At 35.4% G+C, this 24,228-nt stretch carries 18 protein-coding genes; all 18 read right to left on the bottom strand.

Annotation, left to right across the window (positions count from 1 at the left end; genetic code table 11):
- Positions 1–5 precede the first annotated feature (5 nt).
- Positions 6–2,198 (bottom strand): DUF262 domain-containing protein, encoded by a 2,193-nt coding sequence (locus tag BUA97_RS00330; protein WP_072995703.1) that lies wholly within the window; start codon positions 2,196–2,198, stop codon positions 6–8.
- A gap of 19 nt (positions 2,199–2,217) precedes the next feature.
- Complete coding sequence (locus BUA97_RS00335; protein WP_072995705.1) at positions 2,218–4,011, bottom strand: DUF262 domain-containing protein; 1,794 nt, start codon at positions 4,009–4,011, stop codon at positions 2,218–2,220.
- 93 nt (positions 4,012–4,104) lie between these two features.
- Positions 4,105–5,052 (bottom strand): GIY-YIG nuclease family protein, encoded by a 948-nt coding sequence (locus BUA97_RS00340; protein ID WP_072995707.1) that lies wholly within the window; start codon positions 5,050–5,052, stop codon positions 4,105–4,107.
- Positions 5,053–5,317: 265 nt separating this feature from the next.
- Complete coding sequence (locus BUA97_RS00350) at positions 5,318–5,605, bottom strand: hypothetical protein (RefSeq protein ID WP_072995711.1); 288 nt, start codon at positions 5,603–5,605, stop codon at positions 5,318–5,320.
- Positions 5,606–5,615: 10 nt separating this feature from the next.
- Positions 5,616–8,612 carry a restriction endonuclease gene (locus BUA97_RS00355; protein WP_072995713.1) on the bottom strand — a complete coding sequence of 999 codons (2,997 nt, stop codon included), beginning with the start codon at positions 8,610–8,612 and terminating at the stop codon, positions 5,616–5,618.
- A 10-nt stretch (positions 8,613–8,622) separates the two neighbouring features.
- Positions 8,623–10,503, bottom strand: coding sequence for a site-specific DNA-methyltransferase (locus BUA97_RS00360; RefSeq protein ID WP_072995715.1), 1,881 nt, complete (start codon positions 10,501–10,503; stop codon positions 8,623–8,625).
- On the bottom strand, positions 10,487–11,257 hold the full coding sequence (locus BUA97_RS00365; RefSeq protein ID WP_072995718.1) for a DUF4391 domain-containing protein: 771 nt from the start codon (positions 11,255–11,257) through the stop codon (positions 10,487–10,489). Before BUA97_RS00365 ends, BUA97_RS00360 begins: the two co-directional genes overlap by 17 nt.
- A gap of 2 nt (positions 11,258–11,259) precedes the next feature.
- Positions 11,260–14,391, bottom strand: coding sequence for a DEAD/DEAH box helicase (locus BUA97_RS00370; protein ID WP_072995719.1), 3,132 nt, complete (start codon positions 14,389–14,391; stop codon positions 11,260–11,262).
- Positions 14,392–14,473: 82 nt separating this feature from the next.
- Complete coding sequence (locus tag BUA97_RS00375) at positions 14,474–15,430, bottom strand: transporter (protein ID WP_072995721.1); 957 nt, start codon at positions 15,428–15,430, stop codon at positions 14,474–14,476.
- A gap of 348 nt (positions 15,431–15,778) precedes the next feature.
- On the bottom strand, positions 15,779–16,855 hold the full coding sequence (locus BUA97_RS00380) for a cytochrome-c peroxidase (protein ID WP_394332920.1): 1,077 nt from the start codon (positions 16,853–16,855) through the stop codon (positions 15,779–15,781).
- The gene (locus BUA97_RS00385; protein WP_072995725.1) at positions 16,848–17,669 is read right to left on the bottom strand and encodes an MbnP family protein; all 822 of its coding nucleotides are present in this window, start codon (positions 17,667–17,669) and stop codon (positions 16,848–16,850) included. Before BUA97_RS00385 ends, BUA97_RS00380 begins: the two co-directional genes overlap by 8 nt.
- Positions 17,670–18,110: 441 nt before the next feature.
- Positions 18,111–18,467 carry a hypothetical protein gene (locus BUA97_RS00395; protein WP_072995728.1) on the bottom strand — a complete coding sequence of 119 codons (357 nt, stop codon included), beginning with the start codon at positions 18,465–18,467 and terminating at the stop codon, positions 18,111–18,113.
- A 62-nt stretch (positions 18,468–18,529) separates the two neighbouring features.
- Complete coding sequence (locus tag BUA97_RS00400; protein WP_072995730.1) at positions 18,530–19,198, bottom strand: superoxide dismutase; 669 nt, start codon at positions 19,196–19,198, stop codon at positions 18,530–18,532.
- A gap of 28 nt (positions 19,199–19,226) precedes the next feature.
- Entirely contained in the window at positions 19,227–19,904 is a 678-nt protein-coding gene (locus BUA97_RS00405; RefSeq protein WP_072995732.1) for an SCO family protein, read from the bottom strand.
- Positions 19,905–20,174, bottom strand: a complete 270-nt coding sequence (locus tag BUA97_RS00410; protein WP_072995734.1) for a YHS domain-containing protein — start codon at positions 20,172–20,174, stop codon at positions 19,905–19,907. It abuts the gene before it with no gap.
- A 201-nt stretch (positions 20,175–20,375) separates the two neighbouring features.
- Positions 20,376–20,741, bottom strand: coding sequence for a hypothetical protein (locus tag BUA97_RS00415; RefSeq protein WP_072995737.1), 366 nt, complete (start codon positions 20,739–20,741; stop codon positions 20,376–20,378).
- Positions 20,742–21,436: 695 nt separating this feature from the next.
- Entirely contained in the window at positions 21,437–23,185 is a 1,749-nt protein-coding gene (locus BUA97_RS00420; protein ID WP_072995740.1) for an endonuclease, read from the bottom strand.
- Between the two features lie 11 nt (positions 23,186–23,196).
- Positions 23,197–23,739: a tRNA methyl transferase PRC-barrel domain-containing protein gene (locus BUA97_RS00425; protein WP_072995742.1), complete on the bottom strand. Its 543-nt coding sequence runs from the start codon at positions 23,737–23,739 to the stop codon at positions 23,197–23,199.
- Positions 23,740–24,228: the final 489 nt, after the last annotated feature.

Raw genomic sequence — 24,228 nt, forward strand, 5'->3', positions numbered from 1 at the left:
ATTTGTTAAATTCCTTTAAAAAATTCTTCTATAAAATTACCTCCAACAACTACTCTATCTTCTATATCTAATCCATCGACATTTCTATTTATTAAAATCTCATAATTTTCGGTAAGCTTACCATCATTAATTAATTTTTCCAAATATTCATGAGTTTTCTTTGTCACTTTTTCTTCAATATAAAATCCTTGATTATTAGCTCTCAATTTTACTGAAATATTCTTTTTTGTTAATACCAATGAGTCTCCGTAAATACCCAAACTAACTTTAGTATTATATTTAGAACTTAAAGCATATAAAAATGGACTCCAATGAGACCCTCCTAAAGATGTTTTTTTCATTACATAGTAATTCAAATCTTCATCAGAAACTGGCCAATATAAAAATCCATCCTGATTAATTTCAAACATATCATAGTTAATATAATAATAAATCCAATCTTTTGGATAATCTGGATTATTTTGAAAATTAACCTTATAATCATTAACTATTGACTCAATTGATTTACTATTATCTGCTAAAAGATTTTCTATTAAACTGTATACGGATTTCTGAGTTTTTTCAAAAAACTTCCTACTATTACTGGGAGTAAATAACTCACGCCAACTTGAATCATTTCTCGTGCCTAATCTCCATCTCCAGTTATAAAGTTGTGTATAATCAATTGTAGCTAATAGTGCATATGACATCAACTTATAATCCACAACATCCGAAAAAAGATTTCTAAAGTTAGTAGTGTACTGATTAAAATTATTATCAAAATCAAATAATGCTAAAGAACCACGCAGAAGTTTGTGATCCTCTGTTTTATAAATTTCATCTCTATTCTCAAAATGATTTTCAATAATCTGTTGCTTAAGCTTTTCTTCAATTATTTGTCTTGTATTGAATTTTGATTCCTGATTAATATTACCTGTTGTAATCAAAAGTTCGGTATCTGATAACAACAAGCTCAAATTATCAAAACGAACAGTATCTTCAGAATTTGCAACTAAATTTCGTAGCATCCTCAACCTTGCTGAAAAGTCTTCTGTATCATTTATCAAATGTATTAAATAAGCAAACAGTAATATTTGCTCCCCTAAAGAAAATGGATTAACTCTTTCATCTGGACTATACAAAGTAGAGCATTTGTAAAATAAATTAACATCTGGCTTGTCAAAAAAGATTCTTACTTTCGAATCGTGATAATCTAATTCATCTACATAAAATAATGATTCAAATACTACTGGTTTATCACAAAGTACATCAAAAGATTTAAAAAGAAAAGAAACATTTTCTGAATTATTATATAAATCATCATATAAAAGTTTATCGACAACATTTGATTTTTCTACATTATTTTTTAAACAAAGAATATCCGATATATAATAATAAAAACGAAGAAATGCTTTATCTGACAGGAGTGCTAAATCAGAACCTTCCAAATTTTTATGCATATCCCAAAATAAGTCAGACCATTTTTGATCAACATCATTCTTAAATTTACCCACAAATGTTGTTGGAATAATTTCTGAAAATTGAGATTTAAAATATTCAAAAGTATTTAATTCTTTTCCCCTAGAATTCATTTTTATATAGAGATCATCAGGAAGACCTAATTTATCCATCGGCAACAAATGAAAAACAATTCGTGAATTATGTCCAATTAATGTATCAATGGAAATTTGAGAATCTTTAAAAATGCATTCCAAAGCATCAAGTACTGTAAGTATTGAAAAAATAGTAGGATCATTATTCCATGATGTAAAAAACCAAGGCTGATCAGTAATATTTTTAGCAATATTAGAAAAATGCTTACCTGGATCAAATTCAACCAATTTTTCACAAAAAACATTCGAGGAATGTCTAGTTTCATATGAAAATTGCCTAAACAATGGTTTAAGCTCTTCTAATCTTCCCTCTTTTACTGCCAAAATATAATGCAGAAGAAATAGAGTTGTTAAGCGCTGTTGACCATCAAGCGGAATAAAGTGCTCCACATCAACACTTTCTTTGCTATACGTTTTAACGTATCCATAAATAAAATCTAATTCTAAATTTCCATTCTCATCTTGCAAAGCAGATTTTATGGAGTTTAAAAATTTAGTTCGTATGGCAGTAATCTTTTCTGATTTTCTACCTTGAGCATAATCCCTTTGAATTAATGGAATTACAATTTTATATCTGGATATTAAATTCCAAAAACTTGTTGTCATTAATTATATCTTATAGTTATTAGTTTATATATGGAAGCAACACTTTTTTTATTTCCTCTAAATAAGCTTCTCGGTCATTTTGTCCCCAAAAATAATATTGTTGCGATGTATTTTTTTTGTCATAATACTTCAGAAAAACTCTCTTTGTACAGACAGGAATATAACTTCCAATTTTATCTAAATTAATTATTTCACGTCGTTTAACTTCAAATACAGAATTACTTAATACTGCATTTTCATTATGACCTAATAAAGCTAAATTTGAAATATTATGAGAATCAGTATTAATATCTTGATTTTCTTCAGAAAATTTACGAATTACATTTTGTGCTAATTTTTCAAAAATTTCCCAAGTAATTTTATCATCGCTAAGTGACTCAACCTCATTTAAAAGTTTTTGTAAATCAGATTTTTCATTCTCTTCAGGCGTATCGTCGAGAATATCTTTGATTAGTTTTTTATGATAATCTAACCATTTCAACCATTGTTCACGCTTATTTTTATCCAAAAATTCTGAATTTTGTGCATGTATATGTTCTAAACTCCATTTTTGATTTTTATGAAATTTAAATGGATAAAATTCGGTTATTTTCTCATTTGTCCTTATGGCTTCGATATTAAACAACATCAATATCCTCTCAATTTTTTTATAATCGCCACTCTGATTATAGTTTAAAGAATCAATATCTTTCTCCAAACTATCAGAAATCATTGAATTAAGTTGTTCCTCAAAATAGGATTTGTTGACGGTTACAGACAATTCTACTAGTTCATTTAAATCTTTATTAATCGCAATCAAATATCCTATCTTGTGATACAAGTTTTTACTTTTATACCACTCCAATAATGTATAATAATATTTTTCAACTGTTAACCACAAATCCCATAAACTATAATTTTCTTTTTTAGAATCCTTAATAAAGTATAAAAAGGTAAAAAGAGGGTCGATATCACTTTTTTGTTTTTTAGAAATTATGTCAAAAAGCAATTCTATTTTAGTATCATATTTTTCTTTTCTAATATTTGTAATAAATGACCAAAAATCATCATCATTAAGTTGTTGCTCTATAATATCCCAAAGTTGAGATATGACAATTTTTTTTCTATTTGCAACTTCTAAAAAATCATCTTTAAAACTTGATGAAGATAAAAAAATTGCTTTTATCAATTCTGCGTTTGTCAATGGAATTTTACCCATGTTTAGACGATTAAATAGCTCAACGCTATCAAGATCCTTGTCAGCAGTATACCAAATTACTTGAACAGATTTATTATCATCTTTTCGCCCTAATAAAGTATCTAAAAAGTCATTCTTATCTTTTCTATTCAATTGTTTTTTATCATTTTCGAACCATTCTTTAACTGTTTTGTATGCTTGCGAGATATGAAAAAAATCAATATTGGATTTATCATCTTTTATTTCTTTTAAAAAATCATGACTCTTTATACGTGTCTCATACTGAATCGTATATATCTCCTTTGAATATTCTTCTTCTAGCGAGTCAACTTTTAGGAATTCGCGCATTAAATATTGTAAAATAATGTAGATTGTCGTTAACCGTTGTTGCCCATCAACGATCTCATAAGACTGTGATGCCCCAGTAGAATCTAAATTGATATTTTTAACCACAATTGGTTGTAGACAGTAGAAGTCTTTTTCATTAATATTTTGCGCTTTAGAAAAACTGAAAATATCTTCAAGTAAATCTTCTACATGATGTTCTGTCCATCTGTAACCTCTTTGATAGTAAGGTATAAAATATTGTTTACCTAGCAAATCATTGATTGTCATCAGAGTAATTTGGTTATCCATTAATATAGTTTTTTTTAATTAGTATAATTTTATTTCATAAGTAACATTCATTTGTTGTTATTATCCATAAATAACTCCCATTGAAAACATTTGTTAAATTTTTGTAATGGTTAAAACAAAGTCTTTTCTAAGCTTAATTATGACGGTCTTCGTCTCTATTTTGCTCCTAGTTAGAAAGTAATCTAAATCACGCGCAACTGCACTTCCCCCAATATTGTTAGAGACTTTACCTTCACTATATTGAAGTCGAAAGCTATAGCTTTTCCTATTTCCTACTTTTTCAAATAGACCTCTATCTAACTGAATCGTATTCTGAATAATATTACTTTTAAGAGCTTTATGAATTTCATCTGAATATTGTTGCCAAATGTGAACATACTTACCAACTGAAATACTGTCGGGAGTTATTTCTTTTTTGGACGGTAATACTTCATTTGTTAATCTCACTCCTAAAGTTAAATGCTCTCTCATATAGTTAGTATGAGCAGTTAAACCTAACTGTTTTCTTAATTTTCGAATAAAAGATTTATAGGGATTATCTATACTTTTAGAATCAATATTCAAAACTGGATTTAAATATTGAATCAACTCTGTTTCCAAATTACAAATTGCTTCTTTTCCTTCTGGATATTCGTAAAAAGCTACGGCCAAATTTTTAAACATCCAATCTGTAATTCTTTCTTCAGAAACCTCATCAAATTTAAAATGACTTGTTCTTCCTTTGATAAAGTCAGAAGTACTTCTGACGACTGGAATTATCTTTTCTGATTGAGATAACAATGCTCCGATACTTTTCCTAGCTGTAGAACTTCCTGTCTTACCTGTTTTAAAATGAGTATTGGCATCTCTCGATTGCTGACTGCTTTCTGTTTTTCCGATATAAATCAATTTATTATCTGGCAGGGAAAAGCCTTTGATAGGAAATTCTTTACCAATAAAGAAAATCGCATAAATTCCTGGTAGTTTTGAATATTTTTCAATTCTATCGACAGCAATCTGAGTTTTGATAAAATGATTTATTATAGCTACAGTCTTGTTCATTTTATTATAGGTTCTTTTGCGTTTTTATATTCAGTATAAAATCTTTATCAAGTCCTCTTTTTATATATGTACTAATATCACTTACTTTAGATAAAAATCCGTAATCCTCAATTTGAGTAATTTTATTAAAGCTAAGTCCTGTTTTTTCTGAAAATTTCTTCTTAGAAAGATTGCGAATTGCTTTTAACTGCAAACCAAATTTGAAAGATTCATAGTCTGAAGTAAAAATATCAGAATCAATTTGTAAATCTTTTAAAATTGACTTTTAAAATGATTCCCATTTTTTAAGTTCATTTTGTCTAGGAAACAGCAGTTTATTGAGTAAATGAAAATAAAGCCTGAAATAATGCTTATAAAAAGGGTTTCTAATCATCTTATCAAAAATCAAATTATTATAATCCACATAAGTTCCAAAGTTGGTATCGTATTCTGGATCATTGTACAGCGTTAAGCTTGCCTCAATCATAAAAAGCATTCTTTTCTGTTTACTTACATCTAATGTTTTTAGATAAGTGATAAACAATTCTCTAGAAAAAGAAAGATTAGAATCCATAGCTTAAACTTTACACCTGATTATTAACATCATCCATATTATGCGCAACAATCATTCTGCTTCCAATGGCTTCGAAGTGGGCTTTACCACATTTTATTTTTCCACTTTCTATAGGTTTTAGACCTGCATCGAAAATAGTTCCTTTTGATTCTGTAACAAAATAAAGCTTTTCTCCTTCTCCCTTATTGTACAAGATTGCCCAGTCTGGATTATATGAACCCAAAGGTGTTGCAATCTTAAACCAGCCGGGAAGCTTGGTATATAAACTTACATTTTCACTACTCTCAAACTCTCTTGCAAGATTAAGCTCAATATCCGAATCACACAATGTGTAATCAAATGCTGATTTGGAGGCTTCTACCATATATTTGCTAAGATAACCGATGGCATCTGTTTCTTCAAGTCTTTTCTGTTCGTAGAAATCGTGGTCACCAATCTTCTGATATTTGATACCCTCTACTATGAAAAGTCTTTTCTGTAGATTAATGACCTCTATGCAACTTTCTATAAATGCTTGCGGATTGGTTTTGAAATATTTTAAAATTCTTGGTTCCAGACCTTTCAAGATAAAAACAATTGTTTTGCGGGTAAGATCTGTTTCATTTTGCAAATAAGTGATAATATCTGGCAGGCTTCTGACTTCCACATCCAGATGTTCAACATAAGTTTTCAAATCTCCATCAGTTGCGATACCGCCTTTACCCACTGCCAGTTTTCCTTTTACAAACTCTATTTTGGATTGCTGATTTAGTACGTTGGCATTGATTGATTTGATACAGTTTTCAATTAATTTTTCTGAGTCAAACTCTACCTGATAAACCGTTTTATACTTGATAGTATCCCAAAGGTTTTTAAAATCTTCTGACAGATAAACCTCTTTGTTAACCTTGATATCTACTTTGTTATCACTATTTTTTATTTCCAGTGATCCTGCAACTTGTTTTAGGATATTATAGATTTGCTTCGACACGGTTTCATCAAATTCTTGTCCAAGGTCAACTCTTTCTTCTTTGATATGAGTCTTCAAATTATCAAGAATTTTTCCTGTTTTATTGATGTAGCCTAATTCTATAAAAGTCTGATAAATCTGATTGGAAACTTCCTGACCTAAATAAACAGGCTCATCATTTTCATCCAAAGATGTTACAACAGTATTAAATGATTCTATCGCTAAATGTCCGAATTTAATTCCTGTATCTTCTGTTAATTCCTTTTGATAGCCTTCTACAAAATCTTTAAAACTTTCATTGACTACTGTTGTTAGTATATTTACATTTTCATCATAAACCCTGTTTCCAGATTGATCTACAGGAATTCTCAAACCACGACCGATTTCTTGTCTTCGATTAATTTCGGAATTACCCATCTCTTTCAACAAACAAATTTGGAAAACATTAGGATTATCCCAACCCTCTTTCAAGGCAGTATGTGAAAATATGAAGCGTACAGAAGATTCAAAACTCAAAAGCTTTTCCTTATCTTTCATAATCAGGTGATAGGTATCTTCATCAGCCTTTACTGATCCACTAGTATCTTTGAAGTATTCAAACTTATCTTTTGAATTGGATTTTTTTGCTTTTTTATCACTGGAAAAGTAACCTTTGTGTACATCAGAAACGTTTATCTCTAAGTCTTTAACCTCTTTGAACAAGGATAATTTGTATTTCGGCGACTGAATAATCCTGTTATATTCTTCTTCAAAGATTTGCGCATACTCTCCATTGATTGGGTTTCCTTCTTCATCATATTCTCTATATCTGGAAACTCTATCTATGAAAAACAGACTTAAAACCTTGATACCCTTTGGGTTTAGTTTCACTTCTTTATCAAGGTGTTCCTGAATGGTTTTTGCAATTAGTTTTCTTTTGATATCACTATCATTGATGCCTCCTAGAGTTTGACCCACTTGTAAAAACTGTCCGTTAGAAAACTCTACAAAAGCTGGCTCAACACTTATCTCACTTACGTTGAAACCGTAATATTGATCTAGCTTGGTAATCTGATAAAGGTCATCACCCAATTTCACTTCTTTTGAAGATCTTGTTACTTTTCCATTTTTTCCTTTAACATCAATATTTAGTTTGGCTTTAAATCCATTTTTATTACTTACGCTCAAAACCTGAATGTACGCCCCATCACTCACTTGATCTTTTGCAGTTACAGATGCCACCTCAATCTTTTTGACTTTACCATCATTGTATGCATCTATGGAATCAAATTTATAAAGTAAGTTTATTTTGTCTCTGTGTGTTGCTGAGAATCGAAATATAGCCAATGGATTTAGATTTTGAATTGACTTTTTCCTTAATTCAGACTCTATTGTCGTTTGTGGTTCATCTACAATCACAATGGGATTGGTATCTTGTAGTAAACTGATTGGTTTTGCGCCTAACTTATCATTATAATCCAGCAAAATACGTTTTGTTCCTTTTGAAGCATCGATATCCTGAGAAAACGCCTGAATATTGATAATCATAATTCTCACCTGATCAGAAGTGGCAAAATCCCTAACTTGACCTAGATTTGAACTATTATAAACAAAATGTATATATGGCGTATTTTCAAAAACAGTTTTGAAATGCTCATCCGTCAACTTCAGTGAACTATCGATCCCTTCACGGATAGAAACTGATGGCACTACAATAATAAACTTCTTAAAACCATACTTACGATTCATCTCCATAATAGAACGTGTGAAAACGTAGGTTTTACCTGTTCCTGTTTCCATCTCAATGGAAAATTGCAAATCGTTTTTGTCTATTTTATTGGGGTCTGATATGCGCAAACCATTTTTCATTTGAATGGTTTGTACATTTTCTATCAATTGTTTGGGTAACAAATTGACTTTATTACCATAGCCCAAATCTGCATCATAATCAATAGACTGGTCTTTGGGTGCAAGAACTGTAAAATTGGATTGTAGCTTTTCCTGTCCTTTAAAAACATCTACCACCGCTTCTATGGCATCTTGCTGATAAGCCAGATTACCTTCAAATTGTATTTTCATAGAAACAATGTTATATAGATTTCACATTTTCGATACCAACTTGTCTCAGCGTCTGGATGGTATTGGTTTTATCTGCATCAGATGCAAAACCTGAATCTTTGAAAATCACGGCTGGGTTAGCATCAGCCGATTCTTTGTGCCACTCGCCAATAGTTTTAGCAACTTCTATTGTAATATGATCACTTAAGCAGATATACATAGACCCAAAACCAATGTTATAGATTGTGTTATCACCAATCTGTTTTTCCTGTATTGGCAAAGTCAGCTCTAGACCATATTTTAAAAGAATCTCAAACAACACATCTTCTTCTGTTCTATTGGTTTTGATGTGATCACCATTGTTTTCTGCATATAAATCTAATTGCCCTTCAAACTCATCTACTGAGGTATCCCAAGCATTGATATTGGAAGAATCTAATTTGAAAACACGGAAACCAGTATCTAGATTTTCGATACCTTCTTTATCTTTATTTTCTTTTTTTATAAGTTCTCCTGCTCTGCGTATGCGTTCTTTTGTAATTTCTGCAATGGTTTTATATCCCGCTTTGTAGGCTTCAGATCTTTCATCAGTTGGTTCTGGCAATTGCACTGAGATACATTTTCTATTGCCTTCATCTTCCGCATTGAGAGCCATAACTGCGTGTGCAGTGGTTCCTGAACCAGAGAAAAAATCTAATATTATGTCATTCTTACTCCGCTCTGCAATTTTTATTATTTGCTTTAATAACTTAGTTGGTTTAGGTGTATCAAAAGGAACAGTCGTTTCCTTGAACAAATCTCTAATTTCCGATTTAGCACCAATGTTATGTCCGAAATCATTGTAATTCCATATAGTAATTGGAACTATTCCATTTTGAACTTCACTTAAAAATGTTTTAGAATAGGGTCTAGAATTTCCATCTTTTCCAAATGTTATTCTATTATCGCGTAGAAGTTCAGAGTATTTTTCCTGCGAAACAACCCAAGCTCTTGAAGGTGGCGGAGTGTATTTTTGGCCATTAGGTCCAGTGATTATATAATCATTATTCTTTGAATAAGTTTTAACTGACAAATTAGTTGCAATCCAAGGTCCTCTTGAATCATTATCAGGATTTTTATATTTAGCATTTAACTCATCTGGTCTTTCCATTAAATTTGGTTTCCAAAAAGTTTTATTTTTGCAGTAAACCAAAATAAAATCGTGAACATCAGAGAAATATTGTGCATCATTAGCAGCACCATATTTTTTATGCCAAATCACATTAGTTATAAAATTTTCGTCACCAAAAATTTCGTCACATAATTTCTTTAAATTAGACTGTTCATTATCATCAATAGAAAGAAAAATTACACCATCATCTGCCATTAGATTTCTAGCCAATTTTAAACGAGGATACATCATATTCAGCCAATTGCTATGGTATCTACCATCGCTATCAGTATTTGTACTCAGCTTTTTACCTTCTTCATCGGTTTGACCAGTCAGCTCAAGATAATTGGAAAGGTTGTCTTTGTAATTATCTTTATAAACAAAATCTTTTCCCGTATTGTATGGCGGATCTATATAGATCATCTTGATTTTGTTGCTGTAAGATTTTTGCAACAGTTTCAATACCTCCAGATTATCGCCTTCTATAAAAATATTTCCAGTAGTATCCCAATCTTTGCTTTCCTCTTTGCTCGGGCGCAAAGTTCCGGTAGAGACTTTGTTGGCTTCTTTTTGGGCTTCGGTTTTCCCTGCCCAAGTCATTTGATAGAATTCTTTGTCTTTTTGGATGTATTCTCCTACCAAAGCCTCCAACTCATCTACCACCAATTTACCTTCACTAAAAGCTGTTGGAAAGATCTCTTTCAGTCTTTCAATATTTTGTGTTACGATATCTTCAGAAGTTAGCTCAGTGATCTTTTCCATATTGGTCTATCTTGTATTTTAGTTCTTGTATTTTTTCTTTGAGGTCGTGAATATCGGAATTTATCCTGACTTTTTCACTCATTTGGGTAGCATCCTGTAGTTGCTTTTGATAATAATCTATGTTGCTCTGATAGTTAGCGACTGATTCACTGATTCCTAATAACTCGTCCGTCACTTCGTAAGTCCTTATTTTGAATTCTTTAGTCAAATCAATCAAGTTATAGTTCTTTACAATTTGGAGGTAGTAATCGTAAAATGCTTTTAGATTTAAAGTATTGGCGTTAGAGAAAGATAATGCTTCTAAAAATTCTTTGTACCGATCACTCAAAGAAACAGAAAACAGTTCTTCTGATAAAACCCGTAGTCTGACATCGTTCTTATTAATATTTTTAGAACTGAGGCTAATGTTCTCGCTGAGCTCGTCATCCGATTGTGTGATAATGAGACAATGGTGCGGAATCAATTTGTGAATCAAACGAGAAATGGGTTTGTAATACTTCTCATAAACCTCACTCCTGATATTCACCTGGATAAAATAAACCTCTACGAATGAGATTTGTTCCTCTATAAACTCTGAAATATTGGCGTTACCTTTGCTGACTATTCCGAATAGTCTGATGCTCTGGATGTCGCTCCCGTCTAGTAGCTTTGCTTCACTCAAAGTGATGTGATCCTGAGATTTTAGCGACGCTTTGGTGATTGGAACATTCATCTGGCAAGCAGATGGTAAGTTAAAAATCTCTTTCCAATCCATAGCTATGAAACAATTAGATAACTGATGACCTCATATTCAGACTTTCTAGAAGTTTTACCCATCAGTGATCCATTTGGATTAAAGATAGAATTGAGCTCCATTGTTTTTTCTTCACCAGATAAATGATTTCTGACGATATCTAATAAATCAACATATTGATTCATATGTTTGCCAGATTTGGTTTTGACATTAAATTGCTTTAGCAATTCTTCCTTAATTGATAATTTGCCGTAGGACAATTTCTTAAATAAATCTAAAGCCCGTTTTCCCATTTTCATTGGAACTTGTATCTCTCCATCATAAGTAACATACACTAGAGAGTAAGGATGCAGTAAATTGGATTTCAGTTTATCATCAAAGTTATTGTTGTCTAAATCTTTTAAACAGAACAAAACACCAGTAGGATGATCTATCAGATTATTTTCTACTAAAGAAAATATTCCGCTTGCAAACAATTCGTATTGTTTCAAATCTTCTTCCTTTACTCTTTCCGCATCTACTTTAAAATCATTAAATGTAAGATCAGAAATCGAAATACCACCTTCCAGATCTTCCAGATCCACAACAGAATCTTTCATCTTCTCAAGTTGCTTTTTGCGATAATCCAGTTCTTTAGATTGTCCTTCACGATCATCTATCACATTATCATCTCCGGTAGCAGAAATATCAAGAATTTGCATTCTTCCCTTTACCCTCTTAATCAGATCAATGTATTGGTCTAACTCAATATCAGGATAAAAATTAACCAGTTGAATCTGGTCATTTTTTGAACCGATACGATCTATACGCCCAAACCGCTGGATAATCCTAACGGGATTCCAGTGGATATCGTAGTTTACGAGATAATCACAATCTTGCAGATTCTGACCTTCAGATATACAATCAGTACAGAAAAGCAGATCAATCTCTTCTTTCTGATCAGGAAAAACACTTTCTCTGGATTTAGAAATAGGAGAAAAATTGATTAGGATATTCTGCAGATTAGTTTTACAGTCTTTCAAATTGGTTTTGTTGGTATCACTTCCGGAAACCAAAGCTGATTTAATATTGTATTTATCATCAAATTCTGCTGAGCAATGTTCATAAAGATACTTGACCGTATCTGCAAAAGCAGAAAAAATTATGACTTTTTTATTGGCTTTATTAATTGGGTTCTCAATTTTTTCTATAATCAGATTTTTAAGATCTTTTAATTTCTGATCTCTTTCCACATTGATAACTCTACATTTTGTAAGTAAATCAGAAAGAATCTCTCTGTCAGCATTCAGATATTCTTTAAATTTAATCAAATCCATATCCTGTAGCAGAACTTTTACTTTCCCACCTATAAAGAGATCAGACAGCTGGTCATCTTCAAAATCAAATTCTCGAATATCTATATCGTTCAGAAACTCACGGTGGTTGGTAATTTTTTCCAGTAAGATATCAGTGTGATTCAACAGTTTTTCTAAGGTCAAGCAAAATGAATGGATGGAAGACTCTAATCGTTTCAAAAGATTGACACGCATCAATGTAATGATGCTTTCCTCTCGATCCAACTGACTAAATACTGCTCCTGTCCTTGTCTTCGTGTCATAAACATCAGCATAAGCTTCTCTTTTATGATCAAAAACAAAATACATAGGAGAATAAAACTTCAGATTTAGTGATTGTAAAAAATCATTGATGTGTGTAATGGAGAAAGTTTTATTCTCGGTATCAAAGTCGCTAAACATTGATATTGGTTTTAATCTTGTGGGAAATTTACCTATATCCGCTACATCATAATATTTCTCAATATGTTTTCTAGAGCGTGAAATTGTAAAAATGTCTAGTAATTTAAAATAATCACCATCTAATTTATCAACTAGATCTTCACGAGTTGGATTTGGCTGTTTCATCCAATTATTAAACTTTCTCTGCGCCTGAGTCAAGGTAAGATCAATACTTGTTATACCTTCACCAGCGAGAGCGTGGTCATTAGTTTCAGTTATAAAAGACAATTGATTTTTTAAATCATTTAAACGTGTGTTTACAGGCGTTGCGGATAATAGTAGAACTTTTGTTCGCACTCCTGATTTTATAACATCACGCATCAATTTCTCATATCGAGAAATGGTAGTATTTGATGGGTTATTATTTCTGAAATTATGAGATTCATCAATCACAATTAAATCATAATTTCCCCAATGCACAGTTTCAAGATTCACATCTCCTGACAGTCCTTTTTCACGAGAAAGATCGGTATGATTTAGTACATCAAAGTTTAGTCTATCTCCTACCAAAATATTACGCTTATCATTTAATCGGTACGTTACCCAGTTATCCCGTAATTTTTTAGGTGCTAAAACTAAAACCCTATCATTGCGAAGTTCATAATATTTGATAATAGCCAACGCTTCAAAAGTCTTTCCCAATCCAACAGAATCAGCAATAATACAACCGTTGAATTTCTCAATCTTATCAATTGCTCCTAACACAGCATCCTTTTGAAAATTGAAAAGCTTATTCCAAACAACAGAACTTTTAAATCCTGTCTTAACAAGTCTTTCTTCGTTGATATCTTCAGTTGTCTTGTCCGCGAAAATCTTTGAAATGCTAAATTTATAGTTGAGTTCGGGAAATTTCAGAACATTGGCGTTTTTGTACAGATTGATAAGTTCATCTTTACAATCTTTAGCTCCATTCCAAATATAGTCAAACGCCTGTTGTAAAGACTTTGAAGTGTCATCAATTTCAAAAATCATATAAGGTTTACCATCCTTTATGATTCCTAATGTAGTTTCATTAAAATTATTAGGTGCAAATTGAAATGCCTTATCATCAATAATTATAAAACTATTACCTCCAGTAATTCCTTTTCTGATTGATACAGAATCATCAACAAAATTTAGAACTTGCTGAAGTCGATAATATGTTTGGAGTTTTGAATTAGTTTCATTCTCAGTAACATCATTAACAAAAAATGGTTTCTGAAAATCTAAATCAGTTTGCTGAATAATTATCTGAATTGATTCGACTTCTCGCAACTTCTCAAGCAAATCAAATATTGAATTATAAGTAAAGTTATTAACACATAACTTTATTCTCGAATTCGAATCAATATTTTGAATTAGTTCGTTTAAAAATATTTTATCTTGGTTATTAATAATCATTAGTTAAAGTTTTCAAAGTCAAATATAACCAAAAAACCACATTGTTAACTACTTGAACTGACGAGCGAAATTAAACTGTGTTTTATATCCCGAAGTTGATGAATAGGCTGAACCTGGATCCGGCCTCGATATCTCCGCCTGCCAAACGGGTATAAGCAGGCAACATCAGTTCACTTCCGAGGCTGAACTTTTTGTAAGACACTTCGAATCCAAGTTTACTATACAATGCACTGCCCGCAGTTCTGGGCATCACTTCACCAAACTGCCTGTTCGCATCATACACCTCTCCCTGAAGCCCGAGCTTCCCGGAAACGGTGCTGTTGCTGCTACGCCAAAGGGTATAAAAGCCTGTCGCCGAATAGTTCCACTGGTTACCGAACCGGTAATTCTTTTTGTTTTCTGTTTTGATGGTGTAATCTGTGTTCAGCATCAAGGCGAAAAGGTTTTTCTGGAATTTGTAGCTCAGTGCCAGCTGGTAATCCCAGCTTCCCGTCCCCAATTGGAAACTCGGATTGACACCTGTGATCCCTTTTTCATCAAACCTGCCTAACGGAATCTTAACGCCTGCGCCGCCATTGAGCTGATGGTATTCGTTTTTGGATCTGAGGATCTCGTAGATGCCCATCACGGCAGCATCCCCTATTCCGCTGATCTTAATGTCGCCCTGCAAGGTTTTCTTATCATGAAACTGAAACGGAATGCTTCCGTAGATACTCAGCTTGCGGGTGACCGGGATCTTGCCCCATATCTGAATGGTATTGAAATACTGATCCTGTGTCAGATCCTGTGTGAAGAGATTCTCTCTGGCTTTGTAATCCTGTGCAAAATATTTGACGCCGATGAATTGGGGATTAAGCAAGGATTCGAAGCCTGATGAGCCATTACCTGCCGCACAACCGCAGGCATCGCAGAAGAATTCTTCGTATCCTGACAAATGCTTTAGCCGGTTTTCATATTGAGGAATATAGAGACTGTCCCGGTTGGCTTTTATTTGCTGAGACAGAATGAACAGTAGTAGAACTATGACTGATTTTTTCATTTTTGATTTTATTTTAAACACAAAGGTTTTTGAACACAAAGTTCACAAGGATCTTTATTTGTCAGAAGCACAAAGGCGCTTAATTGGATAAGGTCGATCTTATTTCCCGCAGATCGTTTGGATCTTGCAGATCATTAAATCCGTCTGATCTGCTAAATCTGCGAGATGAATTGTTTTATTTGAACACAAAGCGCACAAGGATTTTTTTATTATACTTATTAAGGCTCACAAAGGTGCTTCGCTCAGATGGGTCTGTGTTATGAAAACTTATTATTTATTTCCTTTTGTATCTTTTGACTTCGTAGAATCTGCGATTTGTGATTAATCATTATTTAAGTGGTTTTATAATTATTCCGCAAACTGTTTGTTGGTAATAAACTGAGGATCACTGAGGGTTTTCAGGAAAGCGATGATGTACTGTTTTTCCAAAGCGCTCATCGGGATACCGATGTGTCCGTTCTGTTTCAGCAGCGGATCCAGATTGGCCTGATCCTCTACATTATCCGAATAGAAACCGAGCACCGCCTCCAGGGAAGAAAAGCGCCCGTCGTGCATATACGGGGCGGTATATTCTACATTCCGGAGACTTGGTACACGGAATTTCATATTATCCTTCCAGTCCAATGTCACGCGATACCTTCCCCTGTCGTCATACGAGGCATTGTAATACATCCCGGTATTCCGGTAACTTTCATCGGTAAATAACTCTCCTGAATGACAGCTGGCACACCTGGTTTGAAATAATGCCATTCCTTGAGATTCTTCATTGGTGAAAGAGGCTTTTCCTTTTTTCATCTTATCATATTTGGAATCAGATGAAATCATTGTGACCATAAACTGAGATAAAGCTTTTAATATTCTCTCTCCTGTAATGTTATCATCGCCATAAGCCGCTTTGAATAACTTTTTATAATTCGCATCTTTACTAAGTTTTGAAACGACTTCGGGCAAAGAACTGTCCATCTCGAAATCTGTGGTGATGGGAACCAAAGAGCGCTCATCGAGATTGTGGCTCACACCATCCCAGGTGTAGTTTCTGAGGAATGCCATATTCTGGATCGGCGGTGCATTGCGGATGCCCAACTTGTCATCAATCCCATGGCTCACCGGGTGCCCGTGGTGTGTGAACGCATACTCCTGGATATGGCAGAATCCGCAGGAAATGGTATTGTTGCGGGATAACCTGCCTTCGTAAAACAGTTTTTTGCCCAATGCTACTCCATTCACAGTTACGGGATTTTTATCTCTATCAAATGCCAACGCAGGAAAATTAGCAGGAACTTCCAGATTGTACGCTTTGTCTTCTTCGAAAACCTCTCCTTCATATTCGTTGGAACAAGAGATCAATATCCCAGAAAGTGCAATGAAGAAAATCCAAAGAGAACGCAATCGCTCTCTTTGGAAATGTTTAATCAAACTAATCATTATGAACATGGTCTACTCTGAACATATTGATAAGGTTGCTGCTGACATCCACCAGATGCTGGCTGCTGCCCATCGCCATGTTGTTATTGGCATCCAAAGTCAGGGCTTTTTTCCCGCTCAGGTACTGGTTGAAATCTGCCAGGATGTGGACAGAAGGTGTAATATCCTTACTGACTCTAGCCATAGTGGGCAAATCCAAAACGACTTCCCTGTACAAATCCGGCGTGCCGTTCGCTGTTGTATCGCCCATATTGCCACAATGGTTCATAAACTCCGTGTCCGGTGCTGAAGTCCCGTATTTGCCTTCCAGCTTGGTGAAGATGTACCCGGCAGCCCATGACCAGGCCATGCCCTGCTGTTTGGCTTTTTCCCAGAACAGGCCTTGTCCATCCTGACCAATGAGGTAAGCCGTGGGACTGATGCCTAAGCCTAATTTGATCTTCCTGTAGTTCCCTTTCGGAATCTCAGTAAGGTTGATATACACGATGCCCCCTTTGGCCTCTGACTGGCTGATGATGAAAGCACCTTTGTCCGGATTGTTGTAATTATACTTGAATTCAGTTCCGTTCTCATCAATCAATGCAATATTACTGACGATGTATTTCAGTGTAGAAAACTGATGTTTCTGCCCGTTTGCTGAGGTCTGGGTGGTCTGATCCAAAACGATATCGCCCAGGTTTCCGAAACCGTTCTCGAACTTGACCTGGAGATTTCCCGGTGTAGTATCCTGGATATCGTCATCATCGTTGTTACTGCACGATGAAAGAGTTAGTATTGTGATGAATAATAATGATAAAAGTTTATAAATTTTCATTTGTTCAGATATTATGTTTGATAATTTTAAAGTTTCTGAAACACAAAGTCACAAAGTATTTTGAGCAATTCTTCATTTCTAAGGCGCAACGTTTAACTTCGTCAATATTTTGTTTTGAGCTAGTCTTTGTGTTTATAAATTTTGTTAACGCAAAGGCACAAAAGTTTTTTGAGCAATTCTTTGTTTTTAAGGCGCAAAGTCTGACTTCGCCAAAATTGATAAAAACTGTTATTTTTTGCTGAAATATGAGTTTTGTGCTCCGCTGCGATAAGGATGGTAACGGTTATCCTTTTTGTCCTGACTGAAACGTTCGTGATGAAGTCTAATCATCATAAGACAAAAAGATACGAGCCCCTCGACAAGCTCAGGATAAATTCCACAGCCCGGGCCGAGTTACTGCTTCAGCGTCGGAGAGGGAATCGCCCTAATTACCAGTATTATCTAGACAATAGGAGGTCTGAAAATGTGTTTGAGATACAGATAGGAATAATCTGTGGTGTGTGTGAAAGTAAGGCCGGACAAGAGTCTTTGCCCCACTGTTTTGACGACAGAGATCTCAACGGGAATGTAACAGTCGATAATCTTCTGTGCCGGATTTTTGGATTTGGAATCTTCCGAGCTGCTTTTAGCGAGCTCTTTTCCAAGGTAACATTTGCCGTTGCAATGCAGCTCCGGTTTTTTCTTGTTGATACACAAAACATCCGAAATATAATCATAGTTAACCACATACTCTACCAATGGCATCACAGGTCTGAGCACCAAATAAAAGACGAGTAAAAGGTTAATGATTAATTTCAAGAATCTGTTTTGAGGGTTTAAAAAGCACAGACAAGCTGTGCTTTTCTGATGTATTGAGGTTGTTATTTGATAGTTTCCCCGTATCTTCTGCTGATCTCTTTCCAGTTGGTCACATTCCAAAGTGCAGCCAGATAATCCGCTCTTTTGTTCTGATATTTAAGATAATAAGCGTGCTCCCAAACATCAATTCCAAAGATCGGCGTCCCTTTCACCTCAGCAATATCCATCAGAGGATTGTCCTGATTAGCGGTAGAAGTGACCGCCAGTTTTTTGTCTGCCGTCACGACCAGCCAGGCCCAACCCGAACCGAAACGGTCGGCACCGGCTTTGCTGAGTTTCTCCTTCAAAGCATCCAGACTCCCGAAAGAATCGTTGATCGCCTTTGCTAATCCGGGAGAAGGCTGCGTGTTCTTCTCTGGCGTCAACACCGTCCAGAACAACTCGTGGTTATAATGTCCACCGGCATTGTTTCTGACAGCCGGACTTTCTTTGGAAATGTGGGAAAGAATCTTTTCCAGGCTTTCTTTTTCCAATGGTGTCCCTGCAATAGCTTTGTTCAAATTAGCCACATAAGCTGCAGCGTGTTTGGTATAATGGATCTCCATTGTCTGCGCATCTACAGAACCTTCCAAAGCATTGTAAGCATAAGGAAGCGGCGTCTGCCTGAACTGTGCTGCTGCAAAAGTCGCTGCAGATATAGCACCTGCCAGAAATATTTTCTTGATTTTCATAATAACTTTTTTAATAATTAGACATTTATTATTTTAATAATTTCCTGATATCTTCTATCAATTTTTCCCTGTCCGGATGGTACTTTCCTCTCAGATTGGCTTTGGTTCCCGCTTCATCTTCGTAATTCAGTCCAGAATAATAAAGAACCGGCCTATTGTTCTCATCAAATCGGCAACGCAGGTTTCCTTCCTTATCTACCAAAGCAATCATCCCGCTGTGGTTGAGACTCTCCGAATCATCTTCCTTATCCCCCACATAGATATCGAACCTGTCCGCAAGATTACCAATATAATCCCTGTCGCCCGACAGAAAATGCCAATCCGGTGAGGTGGCACCGATCATCCGGGCATGGTTCTTCAGCACCTGTGGCGTATCATTGGCCGGGTCTATGCTGATGGAGATAATCCCGAAATCCGGATCACTGATCTGCTCATCGATGTATTTCATATTCGAATTCATCACAGGGCAAATTGTAGGACAGCGGCTGTAAAAGAACTCCACGAGATAAACTTTTCCCAGCATATCCTTATTGGTAATCGTTTTGGAATTCTGGTCTGTCAGCTCAAAATCCGGGACTTTCATTACCGTGTAAAGGCTTTTTTTGAAGTAGCCCATCCCAATTCCTATCACCAAAAACAGTACCGCAAAAATAATCAGAGGCAGGATCAGCCTGCTTTTGCTGAAAGGCTGCTTTTTCTTCTTCATCTATTTCAGCGCATATTTGACAGGATTCTTTCTGAACTCTTTTTTGCAGAGGTCGCTGCAGAAGCCATAGGTTTTCCCTTTATACACCGCTGTATCCTTAAGGTACTGTGCTGTGCTCATGTGGCATACCGGATCGTCTGTATTTACCACTTTTATACCTTTGAGGCCGGTCTTGGGTTTCATTTTGGAAACCTGCTTTACCTGGGGAGTTTCCTGTGCACAAGACAATGCAGATACCGAAAGCAGTATCATTAATATATTGGATTTCATTTTTTTTTAAAGTTGAATTAATAATAAATTTTAACGCAAAGGCGCAAAGATTTTCTAGCTATTAACTGTTGCAAAGGCGCAAATAGTAACCACTCAGTTAATTCTGGTCATTTTCTTAATCAAACACAAAGCGCACAATGTTATTCTTTACTAAATGTTTTAAGGCACGGTGGGAGCTTTGCTCAATTAAAGACTATTTTTTTAAACCAGCGGCGGACGGAATATTCTGGAGGTTAATGAGAATGTATAGAACTGAGATAGAAAAGAATCCTGTTTTAGATTTTTCAGATTAAAATTAATATTATTTAAAACAATAAAAACATCTCCAACAGTAAACAATTCTGAGAATACGGAAAGCTTCAACTGGTCTTGTTTTGCAGAGTTTTGTGAGGATTTGGAAAGTTCTTTGGCCAAGTAACATTTGCCTTTACAATCCATTTCCTTTTTTGCCCTGTTTTCGCAAAGATTTTTGGTGATATAATTGTAATTCACGGCATAATCTATCAGTGGCATTACCGGGCGCAACGCTATCATGAAGATGATGAATATAAAAACAGATGCTTTCAACCCTACAAAAGTAAAGCATTAGTTTCAAATATCCAATGATATTTGACAGCAGAATATCAGATATGACCTATTTTAAGCTCGTACCTACGGCACTTTTGTTTATCTTTAATCTTCTTTGCTATTAACTGGTCGCTCGTACCGAGCTTCTGGCACTCCACAATGATTTGACAACAGAAGTTCAGATATGACCTATTTTAAGGTCGTACCTACGGCACTTTTGTTTATCTTTAATCTTCTTTGCTATTAACAGTTCGCCCGTACCGAGCTTCTGGCACTCCACAATGATTTGACAACAGAAGTTCAGATATGACCTATTTTAACTAGGGCATTTTGATTATTAATCTTCTTTGCTATTAACAGGTCGCCCGTACCGAGCTTCTGACACTCCACAATGATTTTACAACAGAAGATCAGATATGACCTATTTTAAGGTCGTACCTACGGCATTTTTGTTTATCATTAATCTTCTTTGCTATTAACAGGTCGCCCGTACCCAGCTTCTGGCACTCCACAATGATTTGACAACAGAATATCAGATATGACCTATTTTAAGGTCGTACCTACTGCACTATTGTTTATCTTTAATCTTCTCTGCTATTAACAGGTCGCCCGTACCCAGCTTCTGGCATTCCAGATTAAAAAACAAAAAGGCCAGAAGAAAACCCCTGACCTTTATTGTTATTATCTGAAACTGATTAATCAACAATCACTTTCGTGCTGCTAGATTTTGTTTTCACAAAATAAACACCTTTAGACAATTTTTTCAAGTTAATCTTCTCGTTGTTGTTAACGTTATTGATTGTTTGAACCAATTGACCGTTAGCGCTGTAAATCTGAACTGTTTCGTTCTTAGAAATTCCGCTGATGAATAATTCGCTGTTTCTAACTGGATTAGGATAGACAGTCAATTTTTGACTTTTAGCTCCAGATTCTACAACAGCTAATTTAGTGTAGCAAGTCCACGAAAGGTCGTCAATAGAAACTCTCTTATCGTTTTCTTCTACCAACTCTATCACCACGTCTCCTTCTACATCAATATTAGAAACCGTGAATGTTCCCGCTGTTTTAGAATAAGGAATTTGTCCTTTCGCAACACCATTCACTTTTAAAGTCAAGTTACCTGCAGAATCACTGAAAGGTAAATATGTTTTAACCGTTAATGAACCGATACCTCCTGCAATTGTAGAAGATTTCAATGAACCTTGTCTGATACAAATTGCTTTATTAGTATCTCCACCAATGTAAACCGCCTTATCAGCTCTACCTTTGGTTACATTCCAAAGAATATTTTGATTAGACCATTCAAAATTTGTATAAGAAGAACCGCTTGCTCCAACATTTTCAAAATCTTCTGTTCCACAAGATGTTCCAGTTCCCGGAGTCGTTCCGCTTTCTGTTGTACCCTCTACAGATGTACTATTCGCAGATTTGTTTCCTGCATAATCTTTAGCCACTACATAGAAAGAATATGTTGTAGCAGGCGCTAAACCTGTAACAGTTCCACTATTTGTAGAAACAGACATCTTATAGGTATTGTTCATATAGATATCATAGCTGTTTACACCAACATTATCCATTGACGCTGTCCAAGATAAAGCAATGCTTGAAGAAGTTTTTCCAGAAACGGTTACGTTTGTTGGCACAGTTGGCGCTTCTGTATCGACAGTTGTTCCTCCATTGAAAGTATCTGGCCAAGTATTTTGCGCAGCAGGTCCTCCCCAAATTACAGTCGCCAAATATGGATTATCAATAAATGGGTTTCTGTTCTTTTGTGTGTTAGCTACCACATTGTTTCTTTGTCTTTCGAAGTCAGAAACAGGATCTTCCACATTCCACTTCAAAAGGATATCCGGGAAATCAGAAGAATAAGTTGCCGGATTCATGGTGATGTTCAGAGGAAGACATCTTGTGTTGTATCTGACATACATGTACATCAGGATCCTGGCCACATCTCCCCGCCATTCCTCACCCGGAAACCATCCGCCTCGGCTTGTCTTGTAAGCTGTAGCACCCGTTCCGTCATCAAACAGGAGACTTCCCCTTGTGCTGTTCAGAGTATTGTCTGCAGGACGAAGGTGGTGACCATCCGCACCGGGGCCAGAAGTTCCCAGGTTGGGTGTTCCTTTTGACTTTGCATACACGTGCTCACGGTTCCAAGAGCCGCCTATCGGCCTGCTTCTCTGGTGTGTCCCGGAACTCTGTGATCCGTAAATCAGCAACAGATTTGACGGGTTCTGAGGATCCACATCACTGCTCTTCATCAGCGTTTGCAACTCGCTGTAAGAAATCACTTTGGTGTGTGTTGTTGTAATCAACGTAGCAAGCTCACTCTTCAGTTCGTTCTTAGTTTTGCTGAAATTGACACCCGAATAATAAGCCGGTGCCGACTGTGCAAAACCCATAAACGAAATCATACCTGCTAAAAAAGAAATTTTTAACTTCATTTCGAAAATATTTAATTTTTTGTAATGTTCATAATCATTTTATCCTGATACATAAGGCCGAATGTAGCGCCCACAGCAGTTAGCGGCATCTTATTCTTAAATTCCAGAAAAAAGCTTCCCTCAAATCCATAAAGCTTAGCCGGAATGTTATGCCCCCCAGACTGCGTCACTATCTCCACATCCACACCTTTCTCCAGTTTCTCTCCGGAGAAACTCAGCCCAGTATGCCATTCAGCATCTCCGAGGCTGACAGCCTCTTCCCAAAGCCCTGGATGTGCCTCACCTGCACCAACAAAAAGCCTGTTTTCCTTTTCATCCATACCAATGACGTACAGAGGCTCTTTTTTTCCGCCGACACTGATGCCTTTTCTCTGCCCCAGCCTGAAATTTTCCAGTCCCTGATGTTCGCCAACCAAAAAGCCATCAAACAGCGAATACTGCTTTTTCCCTGATTTCCAGATGAGTTCATCCCTCTTCGAGTGAAAAACAGGCAATTCTCTGCTGTAAACAGCAGCACTTGCAGGTATTTCAACTATCTGGCCTTTTCTGATCATTATTATTGTTTATAAAGCCCCCATATCAACAAGGGGGCGCAATTTAATTATTTTAAATTAAATACAATCCTTTTTTAAAATATTTATTCAACTATTAATAAAAACTTATTCTTAATACAATTGTAATACATTATTATAATTAATTTGAAATCTATTTTTCCTGTCATCATTATTTCAAAAACTAACGCAGTCAAATCTTTCATCAATAATGATAAACTGCTAAGAATCCACGGCTTTTCGGGTTAATTGTTACCAAAGCCATTAACATAACCACAACGCCGGTCCACCGGACTGGGTCCAGCGTTTTTTTCAGGATAAAAATTGCGGAGAGAATGGGAACAGGAATCTCCAGTCTGGCTATAATGTGTGCCAGTCCGTTCCGGCTCCGGAATGCCTTTTGTTAAAAGCAGTAGCAGAATAAGAATGGTTCCGAAAACGGCAATCAGAATGCCCGGGTAAAGCGGGTGTGATAATGTCCCTTATGATCAT

This window comes from Epilithonimonas mollis, from assembly GCF_900142325.1.
Lineage (GTDB): Bacteria > Bacteroidota > Bacteroidia > Flavobacteriales > Weeksellaceae > Epilithonimonas > Epilithonimonas mollis.